Raw genomic sequence first — 14411 nt, 5'->3', positions numbered from 1 at the left:
GGCTCAGATCACTTCTTGGTGGGCTCGGGCTTGTTGACCTTCACCGACTCCTGGCCGACCTTGTCGGCGTCGAGCGCCTTCTCGGGGGCCTCGTTGACGATGGTCGTGCCGTCGGAAGCGGTGAACTGCTTCTTGAACTCGTTCACGGCGTCCACCACGCGCTTCTGGGCGTCGTCACCGAACTGCTTCGTCTCGACGATGCCGTTCAGCACGTCCGCGTGGTTGCGGCGCAGCGAGTCCTTGAAGTCGGCCACGAAGCGGCGGATGTCGCCGACCGGGACGTCGTCCAGGTGGCCCTTGGTCGCGGTGAAGATCTCGACGACCTGCTCCTCGACGGGCACCGGGGAGTACTGGCCCTGCTTGAGCAGCTCGACCAGACGGGCACCGCGGTCCAGCTGGGCGCGCGAGGCGGCGTCGAGGTCGGACGCGAACGCGGAGAAGGCCTCCAGCTCGCGGAACTGCGACAGGTCGAGGCGCAGCGAGCCCGCGACCTGCTTCATCGCCTTGATCTGCGCGGCGCCACCGACGCGGGAGACCGAGATACCCACGTTGACGGCCGGGCGGACACCGGCGTTGAACAGGTCGGACTCGAGGAAGCACTGACCGTCGGTGATCGAGATGACGTTGGTCGGGATGTACGCCGACACGTCGTTCGCCTTGGTCTCGATGATCGGGAGACCCGTCATCGAGCCGCCGCCCATCTCGTCCGACAGCTTCGCGCAACGCTCGAGGAGACGCGAGTGCAAGTAGAAGACGTCGCCGGGGTAGGCCTCGCGGCCCGGCGGACGGCGCAGCAGCAGGGAGATGGCGCGGTACGCCTCGGCCTGCTTGGTCAGGTCGTCGAAGATGATCAGGACGTGCTTGCCCTGGTACATCCAGTGCTGGCCGATGGCGGAGCCGGTGTACGGCGCCAGCCACTTGAAGCCGGCGGAGTCGGAGGCCGGGGCGGCGACGATCGTCGTGTACTCGAGCGCGCCCGCCTCCTCCAGCGCGGTCTTGACGCCCGCGATGGTGGAGCCCTTCTGGCCGATGGCGACGTAGACGCAGCGGACCTGCTGCTTGGGGTCGCCCGACTCCCAGGCCTTCTTCTGGTTGATGATCGTGTCGATGCAGACCGCGGTCTTGCCGGTCTTGCGGTCACCGATGATCAGCTGGCGCTGGCCGCGACCGATCGGGGTCATCGCGTCGATGGCCTTGATGCCGGTCTGCATCGGCTCGGACACCGGCTGGCGCTGCAGCACGGTGGCGGCCTGCAGCTCGAGGGCGCGGTTGTCGTCGGCGACGATGTCGCCGAGGCCGTCGATCGGCTGGCCCAGCGGGTTGACGACGCGGCCGAGGAAGCCGTCGCCGACCGGCACGGAGAGGACCTTGCCGGTGCGGCGGACTTCCTGGCCTTCTTCGATCTTGTCGAAGTCACCGAGGATGACCGCACCGATCTCGCGGACCTCGAGGTTCAGGGCGACGCCGAGGACGCCACCGGGGAACTCGAGCAGCTCGTTGGTCATCGTGCCCGGAAGGCCCTCGACGATGGCGATGCCGTCGTAGGTCTCGGAGACGGTACCGACCTCTTCCCGGCTGACCTCCGGGGAGTAGCTCGAGACGTACTTCTCGATCGCACTGCGGATCTCGTCCGACGAGATCGTCAGCTCCGCCATGTCGTTCCTGCTCTCACTTCTTCGTTCTTGGGAAAGGGCTCGGGGGCTAGCTGGCGAGATTGCGGCGCAGTGCCGCCAACCGGCCGGCGATGCTTCCGTCGATGATCTCGTCGCCGATCTTGATCGAGAGGCCGCCGCCCAGAGCGGGGTCGACCTCCACGTGCAGCGCGATCGGGCGCGAGTAGATCGTGGTCAGCGTCGCGGTCAAGCGGTCGACCTGCTCGGCGGTCAGCTCCACGGCGGACTTCACGTGCGCGACGGAACGCTGACGGCGCTTGGCCGCCAGGTCGGCGAGCTCGGAGAGCCCGTCAGCCACGCGCACTCCGCGCGGGTTGCGGACCAGCTGGTCCACCAGCGTCTTGGTGACCGGGCTGACCTTCCCCTGGATCAGGGAGCCGACCAGCGCGACCTTGCCCGCGGCGTCGCCGGCGGGGTCCGCCAGCAGCAGCTCGAGCTCGTTCGAGCCGGCAACGATGCGGCCGAGCCGGAACAGCTCGTCCTCGGTCGAGTCGAGCTGACCGTCGCGCTCGGCACGCACCAGCAGCGCGGTGCGGGCGAGCGACTCGACACCGTCCACGAGCTCGCGCGGGCTGGACCAGCGCGCGGTCACGACGGCGACCAGCACCTGCAGGGTCGCGTCGCTCACCTTGCCCGCGAACAGGCCGCGGAGCAGCTGCTCGCGACCGGCGGGCTCGGACGAGGCGTCGGCGAGCGCGCCGCGCAGGCTCCGCTGCTCGATCAGCAGGCCGAGCACGGCGAAGAGCTCCTCGCCGAGCTTGGCGAGGTCGTCCGTCGACGTGGTGGCGTCGGCCAGCTCCAGCAGCCGCAGTTCCGCGGCTGCCAGAGCTTCACGACTTGCGGCATGCAACGTCATCGGCAGCCTCTACTTGCTCGCGGGCGCCGCGACGGCGTCCAGCTCGTTGAGGAAGCGGTCGACGGTGCCACGGCGGCGGGAGTCGTCCTCGAGGGACTCGCCCACGACCTTGCTCGCCAGTTCGACAGCGGTGCGGCCGAGGTCGGCGCGCAGCTCCGCGACGATCTGGGCGCGCTGGGCGTCGAGCTGGTGCTGGCCCTGCGCGACGATGCGCGCGGACTCGGCCTGCGCCTGCTCACGCAGCTCCTCGACGATCTGCAGGCCTTCGGCCCGTGCGTCGTCGCGGATGCGGGCGGCCTCGGCGCGAGCCTCGGCCAGCTGCTCCTTGTACTGCTCAAGAGTGCGCTGAGCCTCGGCCTGAGCCTGCTCCGCCTTCTCGATGCCACCCTCGATCTTGGCCGTCCGCTCCGCGTACAGCGCCTCGAACCTCGGCGACACGAACTTCTTGATGACGAAGAGCAGGAGCAAGAACGCGACGAGACCGAGGATGATCTCCGAGGTGTGCGGAATGACCGGGTTGACCGGACCCTCCGCCGCCAGGATGAGGGTGTCCATCACGGTTTCTCCTAACGCGATCGGAGTTCGGTCAGGCAGTCGCGATGAAGTACACGACGAAGCCGATCAGCGCGAGGACCTCGACGATGGCGAAGGTGGTCCACGCGAGGCCGAGCAGCACGCCGCGGGCCTCAGGCTGACGGGCGGTGCCGCTGATGACCGAGGAGAAGATCAGACCCACGCCGATGCCCGGGCCGATGGCCGCGAGGCCGTAACCGATGGCCGCGAGGCCCTGGTTCAGGTTGACGGCGTCCTGGGCGATCTGGAGAGCGCTCACTGTTGCTGTTCCCTTTCACTTCGGTCCGCCGGAAGTTGGCGGATCGGAGGCTTTGTGTTTCTCAGTGCTCTTCTGCCAGCGCCATGCCGATGTAGCTGGCAGACAGCAGCGCGAAGATGTAGGCCTGCAGGCACATGATCAGTGCCTCCAGGAAGGTCAGCGCGATGGCGAAGGCGAAGGACACCGGCGCCACGATGACGGTCAGCCCACCGTTCAGCAGCAGGAACTCACCAGCCAGGGTGAACACCAGCAGCAGGAGGTGTCCCGCGAACATCGCGGCGAAAACTCGGATCGCCAGCGTGAGCGGGTTCAGGATGAACTTCTGGAAGAACTCGATCGGGATCAGCAGCGGGAGCACGAACCACGGTGCGCCCGGCGGAACCGTCTGGTGCTTCAAGTAGCCCACGAAGCCGTGCCGCTTGAACCCGACGAAGTGGTACACCGGGTAAACGACGAGCAGCGAAACGGCGAGCGGGAAGCCGATGTGCGACATCGTCGGGAACTGGATGATCGGGATGAGCCCGAACAGGTTGTTCACCAGGACGAAGGTGAAGATCGTGAGGATCAGCGGGATGAAGGGCTTGAAGTCCTTCGCACCGATCTGCTCCCGGGCGATGTTGTTGCGCCCGAAGTCGTAAACCGACTCGGCGGCGAACTGGAACTTGCCGGGAACGACCTTCAGGTTGCGGGTCGCCGCAATGAAGAAGGCTCCGATGATCAAGATCGACAGCACCAGCAGGACCATCGGCTTCGTGACCGAGCCGAAGATCGGCGGGAGGAAGAAGTCCTTCACACCGGGAGCGACGAACTCACTCCCCGAAGCCAGCAACTTGGTCACTGTGTTCCTTCCGGTTCTCCCGGCCGGCGTTCACTCCGCCGGGGGAATCGTCACGATCTGGACTTAACGTACCTTACGGTCCGCAAGCGACTACCAGAGGCACCCCTGCGATCGGGTGTCCCTGGTCACTCGGACCATATCAGCAGGTCTAGGCGCCTTCGGAGGCGGGGACCACCATCTGGCTGCGACTGCGCTTGGAGGCTCTGGCCTCCAGGAACGACGTCACCAGGACGGTCGCCACCAGGGTGATTCCGAGCGCCTTGGGTTCGAGCCACGACTGGTTGCGCAGCAGGATCACCGCGAGCAGCAGCACGATCAGCTTGCCCATGAATCCGCCGAGTGCGGCGACCATCACGAACATGGGATCGAGCGCCGCGGTCTTGCGCATCAACAACAGCGTGAGAAGGCTGGATCCGATGGCGATCGCACCACCGATCAATGATCCGAAAAGACCAGCGGTCCCCCAGATCACCGTTGACACGACTACGCCGAGGACAAACGTGCCGAGCGCGGCCCACGCGGCCTCGCGGAACATTTCCCCGGCGAGTCGCTGGACGGTCAGCTCGTGCGTGACGGCCTTGTCCGCGTCGCTCATGTCTCGAAGTGTAGGAACTCGCTCGTGAGGTCCTGCGCGCAGCCCCTCGTTAACGACGGTTAAGCGGCCCCAAACAAGATGGTGGACCAATTTCCCGGCCGTTCAGGATCTGTTCGCTCAACTTCGCCTGCGCTCGTCATCAGGACTTGCTGCGGGCGTCCCTCAGCCTGGGGATCACCGAGACCACGAACGTCACGATCAACCCGATGACGAAACAGGTGGCCACGATGATCGGGTCGAACAGCGTCAGCGCCACCGCGCCGAATGCCAGCACGCCGGCCCACAGGTAGATGAGCAGCACGGCTCGGCGCTGCGAGTGCCCGATCTCCAGCAACCGGTGGTGCAGGTGCATCTTGTCCGGGGAGAACGGGCTCTCGCCGCGGCGCGTGCGGCGGATGATGGCCATCAACAGGTCGAGCAGCGGCACGAACAGCACCGCGGCGACCACGATCAGCGGCGAGAGCAGACCGAGCAGGTCGGCCGCGCTGCCGGTGGCCTGGTTGATCTTGCCGGACGCGCTGGTGGTGGCGGCGGCGAGCATGAGGCCAATGAGCATGGAGCCCGAGTCGCCCATGAAGATGCGGGCGGGGTTGAAGTTGTGCGGCAGGAAGCCGAGGCACGCACCGGCCAGCACGGCGGCGATCAGGGCCGGCGGGTAGGCCTCGACGGCGCCCTGGCGTTCGACGAGCAGTCCGATCGAGAACACCGCGGTGGCCGCGGCGGCGATGAGGCCGATGCCGGCGGCGAGTCCGTCGAGGCCGTCGACGAAGTTCATCGCGTTGATCATCGTGACGGCGAGCAGCACGGTCAGCAGCGCGCCCTGGTTCTGGTCGAGCGAGATGGTCGCGCCGCCGTCCCAAGGCACCCACGCGATCATCCACTGGAGACCGAACAGCACGAGGATGCCCGCCGCGGTGACCTGACCGGCGAGCTTGGTGAGGGAGTCGAGTTCGAACCTGTCGTCGATCGCACCCACGAGCACGATGACGCCGCCCGCGACGATGACGCCCCACGGGTCGTTGGAGAAGTCGAACGCCGCCCGCAGCACCGGCAACTGGTGCGCCACGAACATGCCGCACAGCACGCCGCCGTAGATGGCGACACCACCCATGCGCGGCATCGGCTGCACGTGCACGTCTCGTTGCCGCGGGTAGGCCACCGCCCCGAGCCGGAACGCCAACGCGCGCACCAGGCCCACGAGCAGGAACGTCACCACGGCAGCGATCAACGCGACGAGCAGGTACTCGCGCACGGGAAGGACGAACGAGGATGCGGGCCCCACGGGCCTACCAATCAATCGGGGGTGTCGGGGTGCTCGCCACGGTACTCGCGGCGACCATGATCAATTCTGGCAGCCGCCCGCTACCGGGCGATCTCGACCTCGACGCCGAGCACCTCGTTGACCTCTGCCCTGCTGACCGCACCCTCGCGCAGGATCAGCGCGTCGGGCCCGGTGAGGTCGACGATGGTCGAGGCGATGTTCTCCCCGCTGAGCCCACCGTCGAGGTACACGGGCACGGCGTCACCGAGCTGGTCACGAGCCTCCTGCGCACTGGCGGCGGGCGCGTGCCCGGTCCTGTTGGCGCTGGACACGGCCATCGGCCCGACGTCGCGGAGCAGTTCCAGCGCAACGGGGTGCAACGGCATGCGCAGCATCACCGTGCCGCGCGTCTGCCCCAGGTCCCACGCCAGGCTCGGCGCGTGGGGCAGCACGATGCTCAGCCCACCGGGCCAGAACGCCTCGATGAGCGCGCGGGCCTGCCGCGGCACGCTCAGCACGAGCCCGTCGATCGTGGTCCAGGACCCGACCAGCACGGGCACGGGCATGTCGGGCCCGCGCCCCTTGGCGTCGAGAAGGCTCCGCACCGCTTCGGCGTCGAACGCGTCGCAGCCGATCCCGTAGACGGTGTCGGTGGGCAGGACGACGAGGCGCCCGCTCCGCACCGCACCAGCGGCGGCGGCAAGACCCGCCGCGCGGTTTTCCGGTTCGCTGCAGTCGTAGACCGTGCTCACCTCGGTGAGCCTAGCCAGCCACCACGACAGGGTGACGAAGAGCCCGCCCACTCACGACCACCGATCTGTGCCGTCGTTCTCACTTGGAGCAGCCGTCAGCCCTCCTACCAGGGAAGGTTTCGGCTCGAACGGGTTGAGTAGTTCAACGCATCCCCCGAACGGCCGCACAACTGTAAGGTCATGGGTCGACCACAGAGCGCAATGGGGGAGGGTCGGGCATCGGTGTCTGAGGAAGTGGTGACGAGCGGCAAGGTCGGCAGTTTCGCCGACAAGGCCTCCGGGGGAGCTTGGGACAGCATCTTCAGCGGCGGCCTGAGCGCCGTGATGGCCGCCGGCCAGGCCGTGGCGGTGGCCGTGGAGACCCAGCAACTGTCCGTCGACCCGCACCTGGTCGACGCCATGATCAAGAAGCTCAACGAGATGAAGGACGCCATCGACGAGGTCAGTCAGAAGGGCATGGACCTCAGCATGGACACCAAACTCGGCGGCGGCTACGCCGAAGCGATCAGCCAGGGCAACCGGACCTTCGGCAGAGCCGCGCAGCAGACGATCAGGGACGTCGCCAAGGCGATCGACGAACTCAAGACGCAGATCGAGAAGAGTCGCGCCTCCTACCGGAACGCCGACCAAGCAGGCGCCGGCTCACTCAAGAAAATCGACGGGAAGTCATGAAGCGCATCCTCATCGCCACGACGATCGGCCTCGCCGTTCTCACTGCTGGGTGTACTGGCACGACGGGCGATGCCAAGCCGACGTCGACGAGCGGCGGTACCGCGCCGACCAGCACGTCGAACTCGGCGTCCGGGCTCGAATCCATCAAGCCGTGTGATCTGCTCACCGAGGCCGAGGTCACGAGCCTCGGCCTCACATACCCCGGCAAGGCCGAGCAGGTCGGAACGTCGGATGGTTGCTCGTGGAACGTCAGCGGTAACGGCGGGCTCCGCGCAGGTATCCGGACCACGACCGGTGTCAAGGACCTGAACCTCGACGGCGACAAGATCTCCCAGACCAAGGTCGGCAAGTACGACGCGACCAAGGTGGAAGCACCGGACGGCGCGAAGCAGGGCTGCACCTTCGCGATCTCCGTGACCGAGTCGTCCTCGGTCGTGGTGATCGGAAACCTGACCGCGACCTCCGATGACACCGCTGCCGCCTGCGAGCGGTCGTCCAAGGCCGCCGAACTGATCGCACCGAAACTGCCGTAAACGCCGCCCAAGGGGGAAAGATCATGGCGCCCGTCAAACCCACCGTTCCACATCCGAACGCGAACTACCCCGGCCAGCAGCACGAAGAGATGAAGAGGCTGGTCACCGAGAAGTACAGCCCGGACGCGGCGAACCAGGTGATCGACGCCTGGGGTGCGCTCGGCGGGAGGTTCAAGGAGCTCGCGACCGACTTCAGCATCCTGGTCAACGGGTCGCAGTCGGCGTGGACGGGCAAGGCCGCCGAGGGGGTTCGGGCCGCGCTGTCCAAGGTGGGCACGTTCGCCGAGACGACGGGTGACGGGTTCGTGCGCACCTCGAACGCCATTGCCCAGCAACGGGATGCGGCGGTCCAGGCGAACCGCAGCATGCCGGAGCCGGTCAAGTTCAGCCCTCTGGACTCGCTCAAGAAGTTCGCCGTCCCCGCGGTCATCTTCCCGCCGGCCATGGTCGGCGCCCCCTTCGACATGATGGCCCAGCACAACGCGCAGCAGGAGGCCAAGGCCGAGGCCGTCCAGGTCATGCAGACGCGGGACAACACGATGATGGCCGCGGCGATGTCCATGCCCACCATGGAGTCCACCCCGCAGGTCACGCAGGACCAGGGCGTCACGCAGACGAGCAGCAGCACGAGCTCGACCAGCTTGAACAACGTCAACTCGAACCAGCGGTTCAGCACCAACACGGGCATGCCGTCGATGCCTTCGAGCTCGACCAACGGCACCACCAACGCCGCGTGGGTCGCGCCTCAGACCAAGGACCCGTCGCTGCAGCAGCCCGGCGGCAACGGCCAGAACAACCCCGGCGGGCAGAACCGGCCTCCGTTCACGCCTCCGGGTGTGTTGCCGCCCGGCATGCGTCCGCCCGGTGGTGGCGGTCAGGGACGGCCTCCCGGCGGCGGGCCCGGCATGCGTCCCGGTGGTGGTCCTGGCGGCGCCGGCGGTGGTGTCGGTGGCGGCCGCGGCATGGGGCCCGGCGGCATGGGTGGCATGGGCGGTTCGGGTCGCGGCATGGGCAGCTTCGGGCCCGCCACGCCCGGTGGCAGTGCGGGTGTCGCCGGTGGTGCCGGTGCCGGCGGTCTCGGTGGCGCGGCGGGTGCCGGCGCGGGTGGCCGGGGCGGCGCGGGTGCCGGTGGCATGGGCGGCGGAGCCGGTGCCGGCGCTGGTCAGGGCGGCCAGGAGGACAAGGAGCACAAGTCGAACTACCTCGTGCCCACTGACGAGTTCTTCGACGACGATCGCATGGTCGCGCCGCCGGTGATCGGCGGATGAAGCAGATCGCGCAGCTCTCCCTGCCCGCGTTCGAGGTCCTCTGGGAGGACCTGCGGGCGGGGAGCGTCCCGTACCCCTTCGAGGTCAGCTCGCACGGCGAGACGCTCGACGAACGCGCGCGCATCAAGGCCGCGGTGCACGCAGACCTCGAACGCCGGAACCTGGCACGCCGCGGCAGGCCGGAGCCGGAACTCGAGGACGCGCTGAACCTGTTGGCGCGCCCCGAACTCCGCGTCGTCGCCCTCTGCGTCCCGGACGTGAACCAGCAGAAGCTGGTCCGAGCCAGTGTGGTGGCGCGCGGCGGTTACGCGGTGCTGGTGACCCAGGAGGACACCTCCATCACCCTGAACCTGGTGCAGCCCAACGAGATCGCGGCCAGCCTCGCGAACGCGATGCCGCCGGGCAGGCCGGGACCGGGCAAGCCGGTGACGGTGCCGGCCCAGGCGTTCGAGGCGCAGCCGCGGCAGGAGGGCTTCCGCCAGTCGGTCCGGACGACGGAGAACGAAGACGTCCGCCTCGCCAAGCAGATGCTGACCGGCCCGGCCATCGGCAACGGCCACTTCGTCGTGCAGATGGGCCAGGGCCGCGCCAAGCGCGACTTCCCGCCCGTCACCTGGATCGACACGAACGCGGGCCGCTACGCCAACGTGCCGGCCCGCTCGGGCTGGTTCACGATCAGCCCGGTCGACAACACGGGCCTGGCACGCCACCTCGGACAGGTCCTGGCGATGACCAGCGAACGATGAACTCCGAAGCGCTGGATGGATGACGAGACCTTCTACGAGACTGAAGAAGCTCCTGCTCGCCGGCTTCAGCGTGGCACTGATGCTGGGCGCCGGTCTCGTCAGCACGGCCGCTGACGCGCTGTGGGCGATTGCGATGGTGGTCCTCGGTCTCGTGGTGGTGAGCGACTACGTCTTCTCCCTGGCGAGCTACCGCCGGCCGGGGAGAAGTGGGTCTTCGTCCCCGCGCTGCACTGCCAGGTCGCCAGCGTCGATAGCCACACATCGCGGCGCAGCAAGCCGGGAAGCCAGATGGAACTGGTCGTCGACAGGACCTGGTTCGCCGGAGATCTGGAACCGGACAAGGTCAGCCTTGGGCCCGACCTCCTCGTGCCGCCATCTTGCTGATCAACGCGGTACCGGGCTCCAACGGAGGTACCTGGACCTGTGACCGAGACGTCCAGCCGCCGACTGTGGATCGTCCTGGCCGGACTCTGCCTGTCGGTCCTGGGCATCGCCGGCTTCGTCGCCAACGGCTCGGGCCGCTGGGCACTGATCTGCGCACCGGTGGTGCTGCTCGGCCTGCTGGCCCTGATCCCCTGTCTCGAACGGCTCCGGCCGAAGAGCTCGTTGGACGCCTGGGTGGGTTTCCTGGCGGTCTTCATCCCGCTCTTCACCTTCATCGGCGGCCATTCGCTCTGGCTCACGGTCGTCGGCGAGCACCTGCGCGGCTGTGAGGTCACGTCCGTCGACACCCACACCCACACGCGGTCGCCCGATTCCTACGCGAACGACATCACGTGCGGTGATCGCAAGCTCGTCTACACACCCAGCTGGGGTGTGGACGCCAAGGAGAAGGGTCAGCGGGTCGACCTGGTGGTGGACACGACCGGGTTCACCGGAGACCTCGAACCGGAGAAGGTGTCGGTCGGCAGGAATCTGCTGGTGCCGCTCGCCGTCGTCTGGGGCGTCGGCTCTGTCGTCCTGGTGCTCAGGCTGCCTCGCAGGGAGCCGCGGAAGGAGCGCCGGACCGGTCTGCGGGGAGACTTCGTCTGACGAGCAGGCGCACACGCGGTCACGCGCGAGGCGGCGGTTCCTCCAGCGCGTGACCGCGTGCCCTCCCCGCCGACGAACATACGGCCGTTCGGCCTCAACGTGACGAAACGTCGTCTTATTGGCCAGGATTTGGCCATTGCAGCGGTGACCAATCCACCTGGATGGCAGCTGCCTCAGACGGAGAGCAACGGGGTGGCGACGGGCGGCAATTGCGCTCGTTCGGCTCATTGACAGATCTTTCTCGCACCAATCCTGTCCCATTCCGATCGGGAGCGGCTATTGTTCCCGATGCGGTACGAGAATGCGTGTTGTTGTTGTCTCATCATGTCCCTGACCAGCACAGATGCGAAGTGCTTGATTCAATGACAGAAAGTGGACAGGACAATGTCAACTCCCGCGGGGGCGACGGGAAACGATTCGACGAGGTTACGCGACGACACGACCCGCTTCCTCTGCGGAGCCGCTCACCGCGACGAGGAGTTCGCGGATTCGGCCATTCGCGAGTATCTGGTGGAGGCCACTCGGTCGATTCCCCGGTCGCCGGGGGTCAACTCCGGCGCGGTGTTGCGGGAGGCGGTGGCGGCTCGGACTCGGCGCAAGGTGCGCGACGGCGTGTTGCTGGCTTTGGCGTTGCTGGTGTTGATCGCCGCGAGCGGTACGTTCCTCGGGGTCTGGCTGCTGGTCGCGGTGGTCGTGGCGGTCGGGACGGGGATGCGGCCGGGGTTCCGCCGTCCTCGGCGGGTGCTGCCGCCGCACACGCGCGGGCCGGCCGTGCTCGGCGCGATCGTCAGCGCGATCGCGCTCTACTTCTTGCTGTACAAGTACATCGCCGAGATCGAAGCCGCCGGCAGGTACTCCAGCAGGTACTGCAGGCCCAGCTACGTGGAGTGCGCGGAGGAGAGCAGCGGCGGCGGGGTCGCGGTGTCGATCATCGTGATCGCGCTGATCTTCGCGGTGCTGCTGGGCGACCGGGTCGTGACGTGGTTGCTGGTGACGAAGAGCTTCCGGCGCGCCCGGTTCCGCACCGGCAAAGGGACGCGCGAGCTGTGGCGAAACGAGTGGACCTTCCGAAGGCTTGGGCACTCGAACTACGCCGAAGCGCTCGCGCTCTACCCGGTCGACGACGAGGACGGGCCTGACGAACCCGGCTCCGCGCAGGTGATCGTCTACCACGGGTACCGGCCGTTCGTCGGGTCCGGCACGATGTTCGAGCCGTGGTCCATGGCGCTGCCCCTCAAGCCCGTCGAGGACGGCACCGACGCGCCGCTGCCCGGGTTCGCACTGCCGGAGCTGTACGAGCGCATCACGGCCGAGCTGGTCAAGACGGGTCGCTCGCCGTCGTTGTCGCCGGGGCACCGGTTGAGCGAGCTGCGGACCGGTGACCGGGTCGTCATCTCGTCGGTCGAGCTGGTCGACCACATCGAGGACGCCGAGGCGCGGATCGTGTTGCCGCACAGGGACCACTCGCCGGAGAAGGCGGTCAGCAGGTCCGTTGTGGACGATCTGATCAGCAGGCCGATGGAGTGGATGCGCTACTTCCGCTCGTTCCAGGTCGAGACGTGGGACCGCGACGTCGTCGTGTCCGCGTACCTCACGTTCGGCCTCGACGAGCAGATGCTCTACGTCGAGTGGACGCCCTGCATCCTGCACCCGATCCGCTCCGAGCACCGCAAGATCGACGTGCTGCCGGAGCAGTCGCTGCGCCCGTTCCTCGAGGCGGTCGTCGACCTGCTGAAGTTCCCGGCGTCGGTGCCGAAACGGGTCGCGTCGGCCATCGGGTGGATGAGCCCGATCCGCCAGCCCGAGGGCACCTTCGTCGCGGAACGCTACGGCGCCAGCACCAGCCTGCGCGAGCTCGCGAGCACGAGCCAGGTCGACAACTACTTCCAGCTCACGGACGTCGAGCGCTACATCAAGGTCCTGGAGTCACGGCTGCTGCGCACGCTCGGCGAGTTCCTCGAGAGCAAGGGAATCTCGGTCACCGAGTTCATGGAACAGGCCATGCAGGTGACGAGCAACAACGTGCACATCACGGGCCCGGTGATCTCCAGCAACATCGGCACGACCGGCAAGGCGCGCACGGGCAAGACCAGCGTCCGCGGGGGAACCTCATGAACGAACGCAACTTCGACGTCCACGGCCCGGTGATCGGCAGCAACATCGGCACCAGCGGCCGCGCCAGGACCGGGGACGTCCACATCGGACACATCAAGGACGTGAGCGCCGTGCTGCGGCTGCTCGACGAACTGCGCGAGGAGCTCAACGAGGCCCAGGCGCCCACGACGACGATCGAGGCGGTCGACGACCTCCGCGCCGAAGCCCGCAAACCCAAGCCCAGCAGGGACGTCGCGGACCACCTCATGGACAAGCTGGCCGACCGCGGCCTGGGCGAGCAGATGAAGGACCTGTCGAAGGCCTTCGACGCGCTGTTCTAGAAACGCGCTGCTCGGAAACGCGCTGTTCTAGACCTGACCGGCTCGGCGGGCGGTCGCGAACCTCGGCCGTCCCGCCAGGTCGGCGTGGTCCGCCACGTCCGTGAGCGCACGACGTGCGGCCAGCAGCGCCGGCACGGACTCGCCCTGCGTGTCGTCGTGCTCGATGCCGACGGACCCGCCGGGCTTGAGCCACCGCGCGGCCGCCCACACGACGTGCCGGATCACGTCCAGCCCGTCGGCGCCCGAGAACACCGCGTGGTGCGGGTCGTGCTCGCCGACCTCGGGCTGCACCGGGGTTCCCTCCGGCACGTAGGGCGGGTTGCACACCAGCAGGTCCACCTGACCGTCCAGGTCGGACAGCAACGTCGGGTCGGTGGCGTCCCCGGAGTGCAGGCGGATCGGCGTGTCCCCCGCGGCCACCCGCGCGTCGGCGTTGCGGCGCGTCCAGGCAAGCGCTTGCGGATCGATCTCCACGGCGTGCACCTGGGCGTCTGGACGGGCGGCCGCGATGGACAACGCCAGCGCGCCCGTGCCCGTGCACAGGTCCACGACGACCGGCGAAGACACGCCGACCAGCGCTTTGAGACCCCACTCCATCAGCAGCTCGGTCTCGGGCCGCGGCACGAACACGCCGGGCCCGACCTCGACGGAGATGGCGCCCATCGGCGCCCAGCCGAGGATGTGCTGCAACGGGATCCGCGAGGCGCGGGTCCGGACGAGCTTGTGCAGCTGGTCGACCACCGACGGGTCGACCAGCGGGATGAGCGGCAGCCGCCCGCGCTCGACGCCGAGCACGTGGGCGGCCAGGTACTCCGCGTCGACGCGCGGACTGTCCACCCCCGCCTCGGCGAGGATCTTCGCCGCCTCGGAGATCGCGAGGCGCAGCGGCTGCCGGTTCATCATCGAGGACATCGAGGA

The 14411-nt window shown here is 68.0% G+C and carries 16 protein-coding genes; 7 read left to right on the top strand and 9 right to left on the bottom strand.

What is annotated here, in order from left to right:
- Positions 1–8: 8 nt before the first annotated feature.
- The 8 genes from atpA to ND450_RS38835 form a co-directional block, all read right to left on the bottom strand.
- On the bottom strand, positions 9–1655 hold the full coding sequence (gene atpA / locus ND450_RS38870) for a F0F1 ATP synthase subunit alpha (protein ID WP_253323085.1): 1647 nt from the start codon (positions 1653–1655) through the stop codon (positions 9–11).
- A gap of 46 nt (positions 1656–1701) precedes the next feature.
- On the bottom strand, positions 1702–2535 hold the full coding sequence (locus tag ND450_RS38865) for a F0F1 ATP synthase subunit delta (RefSeq protein WP_253328109.1): 834 nt from the start codon (positions 2533–2535) through the stop codon (positions 1702–1704).
- Positions 2536–2538: 3 nt separating this feature from the next.
- A complete protein-coding gene (locus ND450_RS38860) occupies positions 2539–3084 on the bottom strand; it encodes a F0F1 ATP synthase subunit B (RefSeq protein WP_089921585.1) in 546 nt (181 codons plus the stop codon).
- 31 nt (positions 3085–3115) lie between these two features.
- Positions 3116–3361, bottom strand: a complete 246-nt coding sequence (locus ND450_RS38855; protein WP_191301339.1) for an ATP F0F1 synthase subunit C — start codon at positions 3359–3361, stop codon at positions 3116–3118.
- A gap of 61 nt (positions 3362–3422) precedes the next feature.
- Positions 3423–4199, bottom strand: coding sequence for a F0F1 ATP synthase subunit A (atpB, locus tag ND450_RS38850; protein ID WP_089921587.1), 777 nt, complete (start codon positions 4197–4199; stop codon positions 3423–3425).
- A 148-nt stretch (positions 4200–4347) separates the two neighbouring features.
- Positions 4348–4794: a hypothetical protein gene (locus tag ND450_RS38845; RefSeq protein WP_089921588.1), complete on the bottom strand. Its 447-nt coding sequence runs from the start codon at positions 4792–4794 to the stop codon at positions 4348–4350.
- Between the two features lie 139 nt (positions 4795–4933).
- Positions 4934–6076, bottom strand: coding sequence for a glycosyltransferase family 4 protein (locus tag ND450_RS38840; protein WP_089921589.1), 1143 nt, complete (start codon positions 6074–6076; stop codon positions 4934–4936).
- Positions 6077–6156: 80 nt separating this feature from the next.
- Entirely contained in the window at positions 6157–6807 is a 651-nt protein-coding gene (locus tag ND450_RS38835; protein WP_089921590.1) for an L-threonylcarbamoyladenylate synthase, read from the bottom strand.
- Between the two features lie 222 nt (positions 6808–7029).
- Between ND450_RS38835 and ND450_RS38830 the strand changes: the two genes are divergently transcribed.
- The 7 genes from ND450_RS38830 to ND450_RS38800 all read left to right on the top strand — a co-directional run bounded on the left by ND450_RS38830 (position 7030) and on the right by ND450_RS38800 (position 13493).
- Positions 7030–7479 (top strand): type VII secretion target, encoded by a 450-nt coding sequence (locus ND450_RS38830; RefSeq protein ID WP_253323084.1) that lies wholly within the window; start codon positions 7030–7032, stop codon positions 7477–7479.
- Positions 7476–8012, top strand: coding sequence for a DUF3558 domain-containing protein (locus tag ND450_RS38825; protein ID WP_253323083.1), 537 nt, complete (start codon positions 7476–7478; stop codon positions 8010–8012). Before ND450_RS38830 ends, ND450_RS38825 begins: the two co-directional genes overlap by 4 nt.
- A 23-nt stretch (positions 8013–8035) precedes the next feature.
- The gene (locus tag ND450_RS38820) at positions 8036–9280 is read left to right on the top strand and encodes a hypothetical protein (protein WP_253323082.1); all 1245 of its coding nucleotides are present in this window, start codon (positions 8036–8038) and stop codon (positions 9278–9280) included.
- Entirely contained in the window at positions 9277–10026 is a 750-nt protein-coding gene (locus ND450_RS38815; protein WP_253323081.1) for an ESX secretion-associated protein EspG, read from the top strand. The genes ND450_RS38820 and ND450_RS38815 overlap by 4 nt, the downstream gene beginning before the upstream one ends.
- 423 nt (positions 10027–10449) lie before the next feature.
- Positions 10450–11058, top strand: coding sequence for a hypothetical protein (locus tag ND450_RS38810; protein WP_253323080.1), 609 nt, complete (start codon positions 10450–10452; stop codon positions 11056–11058).
- A 510-nt stretch (positions 11059–11568) separates the two neighbouring features.
- Complete coding sequence (locus ND450_RS38805; RefSeq protein ID WP_253323079.1) at positions 11569–13173, top strand: hypothetical protein; 1605 nt, start codon at positions 11569–11571, stop codon at positions 13171–13173.
- Entirely contained in the window at positions 13170–13493 is a 324-nt protein-coding gene (locus ND450_RS38800) for a hypothetical protein (protein ID WP_253323078.1), read from the top strand. Before ND450_RS38805 ends, ND450_RS38800 begins: the two co-directional genes overlap by 4 nt.
- A gap of 27 nt (positions 13494–13520) precedes the next feature.
- Here ND450_RS38800 and prmC read toward each other — a convergent pair whose 3' ends face one another.
- A complete protein-coding gene (gene prmC, locus ND450_RS38795) occupies positions 13521–14393 on the bottom strand; it encodes a peptide chain release factor N(5)-glutamine methyltransferase (RefSeq protein WP_253328108.1) in 873 nt (290 codons plus the stop codon).
- Between the last annotated feature and the right edge of the window lie 18 nt (positions 14394–14411).

The organism is Lentzea sp. HUAS12 (genome assembly GCF_024125735.1).
Taxonomy (GTDB): domain Bacteria; phylum Actinomycetota; class Actinomycetes; order Mycobacteriales; family Pseudonocardiaceae; genus Lentzea; species Lentzea albida.
The sequence above is the reverse complement of the archived record's forward strand: the minus strand, read 5'-3'. Positions and strand labels throughout refer to the sequence as shown.

Coding starts and splice junctions, on each gene's coding strand:
- atpA (WP_253323085.1), bottom strand. CDS start 1,655: ATGGCGGAGCTGACGATCTCGTCGGACGAGATCCGCAGTGCGATCGAG.
- ND450_RS38860 (WP_089921585.1), bottom strand. CDS start 3,084: ATGGACACCCTCATCCTGGCGGCGGAGGGTCCGGTCAACCCGGTCATT.
- ND450_RS38845 (WP_089921588.1), bottom strand. CDS start 4,794: ATGAGCGACGCGGACAAGGCCGTCACGCACGAGCTGACCGTCCAGCGA.
- ND450_RS38825 (WP_253323083.1), top strand. CDS start 7,476: ATGAAGCGCATCCTCATCGCCACGACGATCGGCCTCGCCGTTCTCACT.
- ND450_RS38820 (WP_253323082.1), top strand. CDS start 8,036: ATGGCGCCCGTCAAACCCACCGTTCCACATCCGAACGCGAACTACCCC.
- ND450_RS38815 (WP_253323081.1), top strand. CDS start 9,277: ATGAAGCAGATCGCGCAGCTCTCCCTGCCCGCGTTCGAGGTCCTCTGG.
- ND450_RS38800 (WP_253323078.1), top strand. CDS start 13,170: ATGAACGAACGCAACTTCGACGTCCACGGCCCGGTGATCGGCAGCAAC.
- prmC (WP_253328108.1), bottom strand. CDS start 14,393: ATGAACCGGCAGCCGCTGCGCCTCGCGATCTCCGAGGCGGCGAAGATC.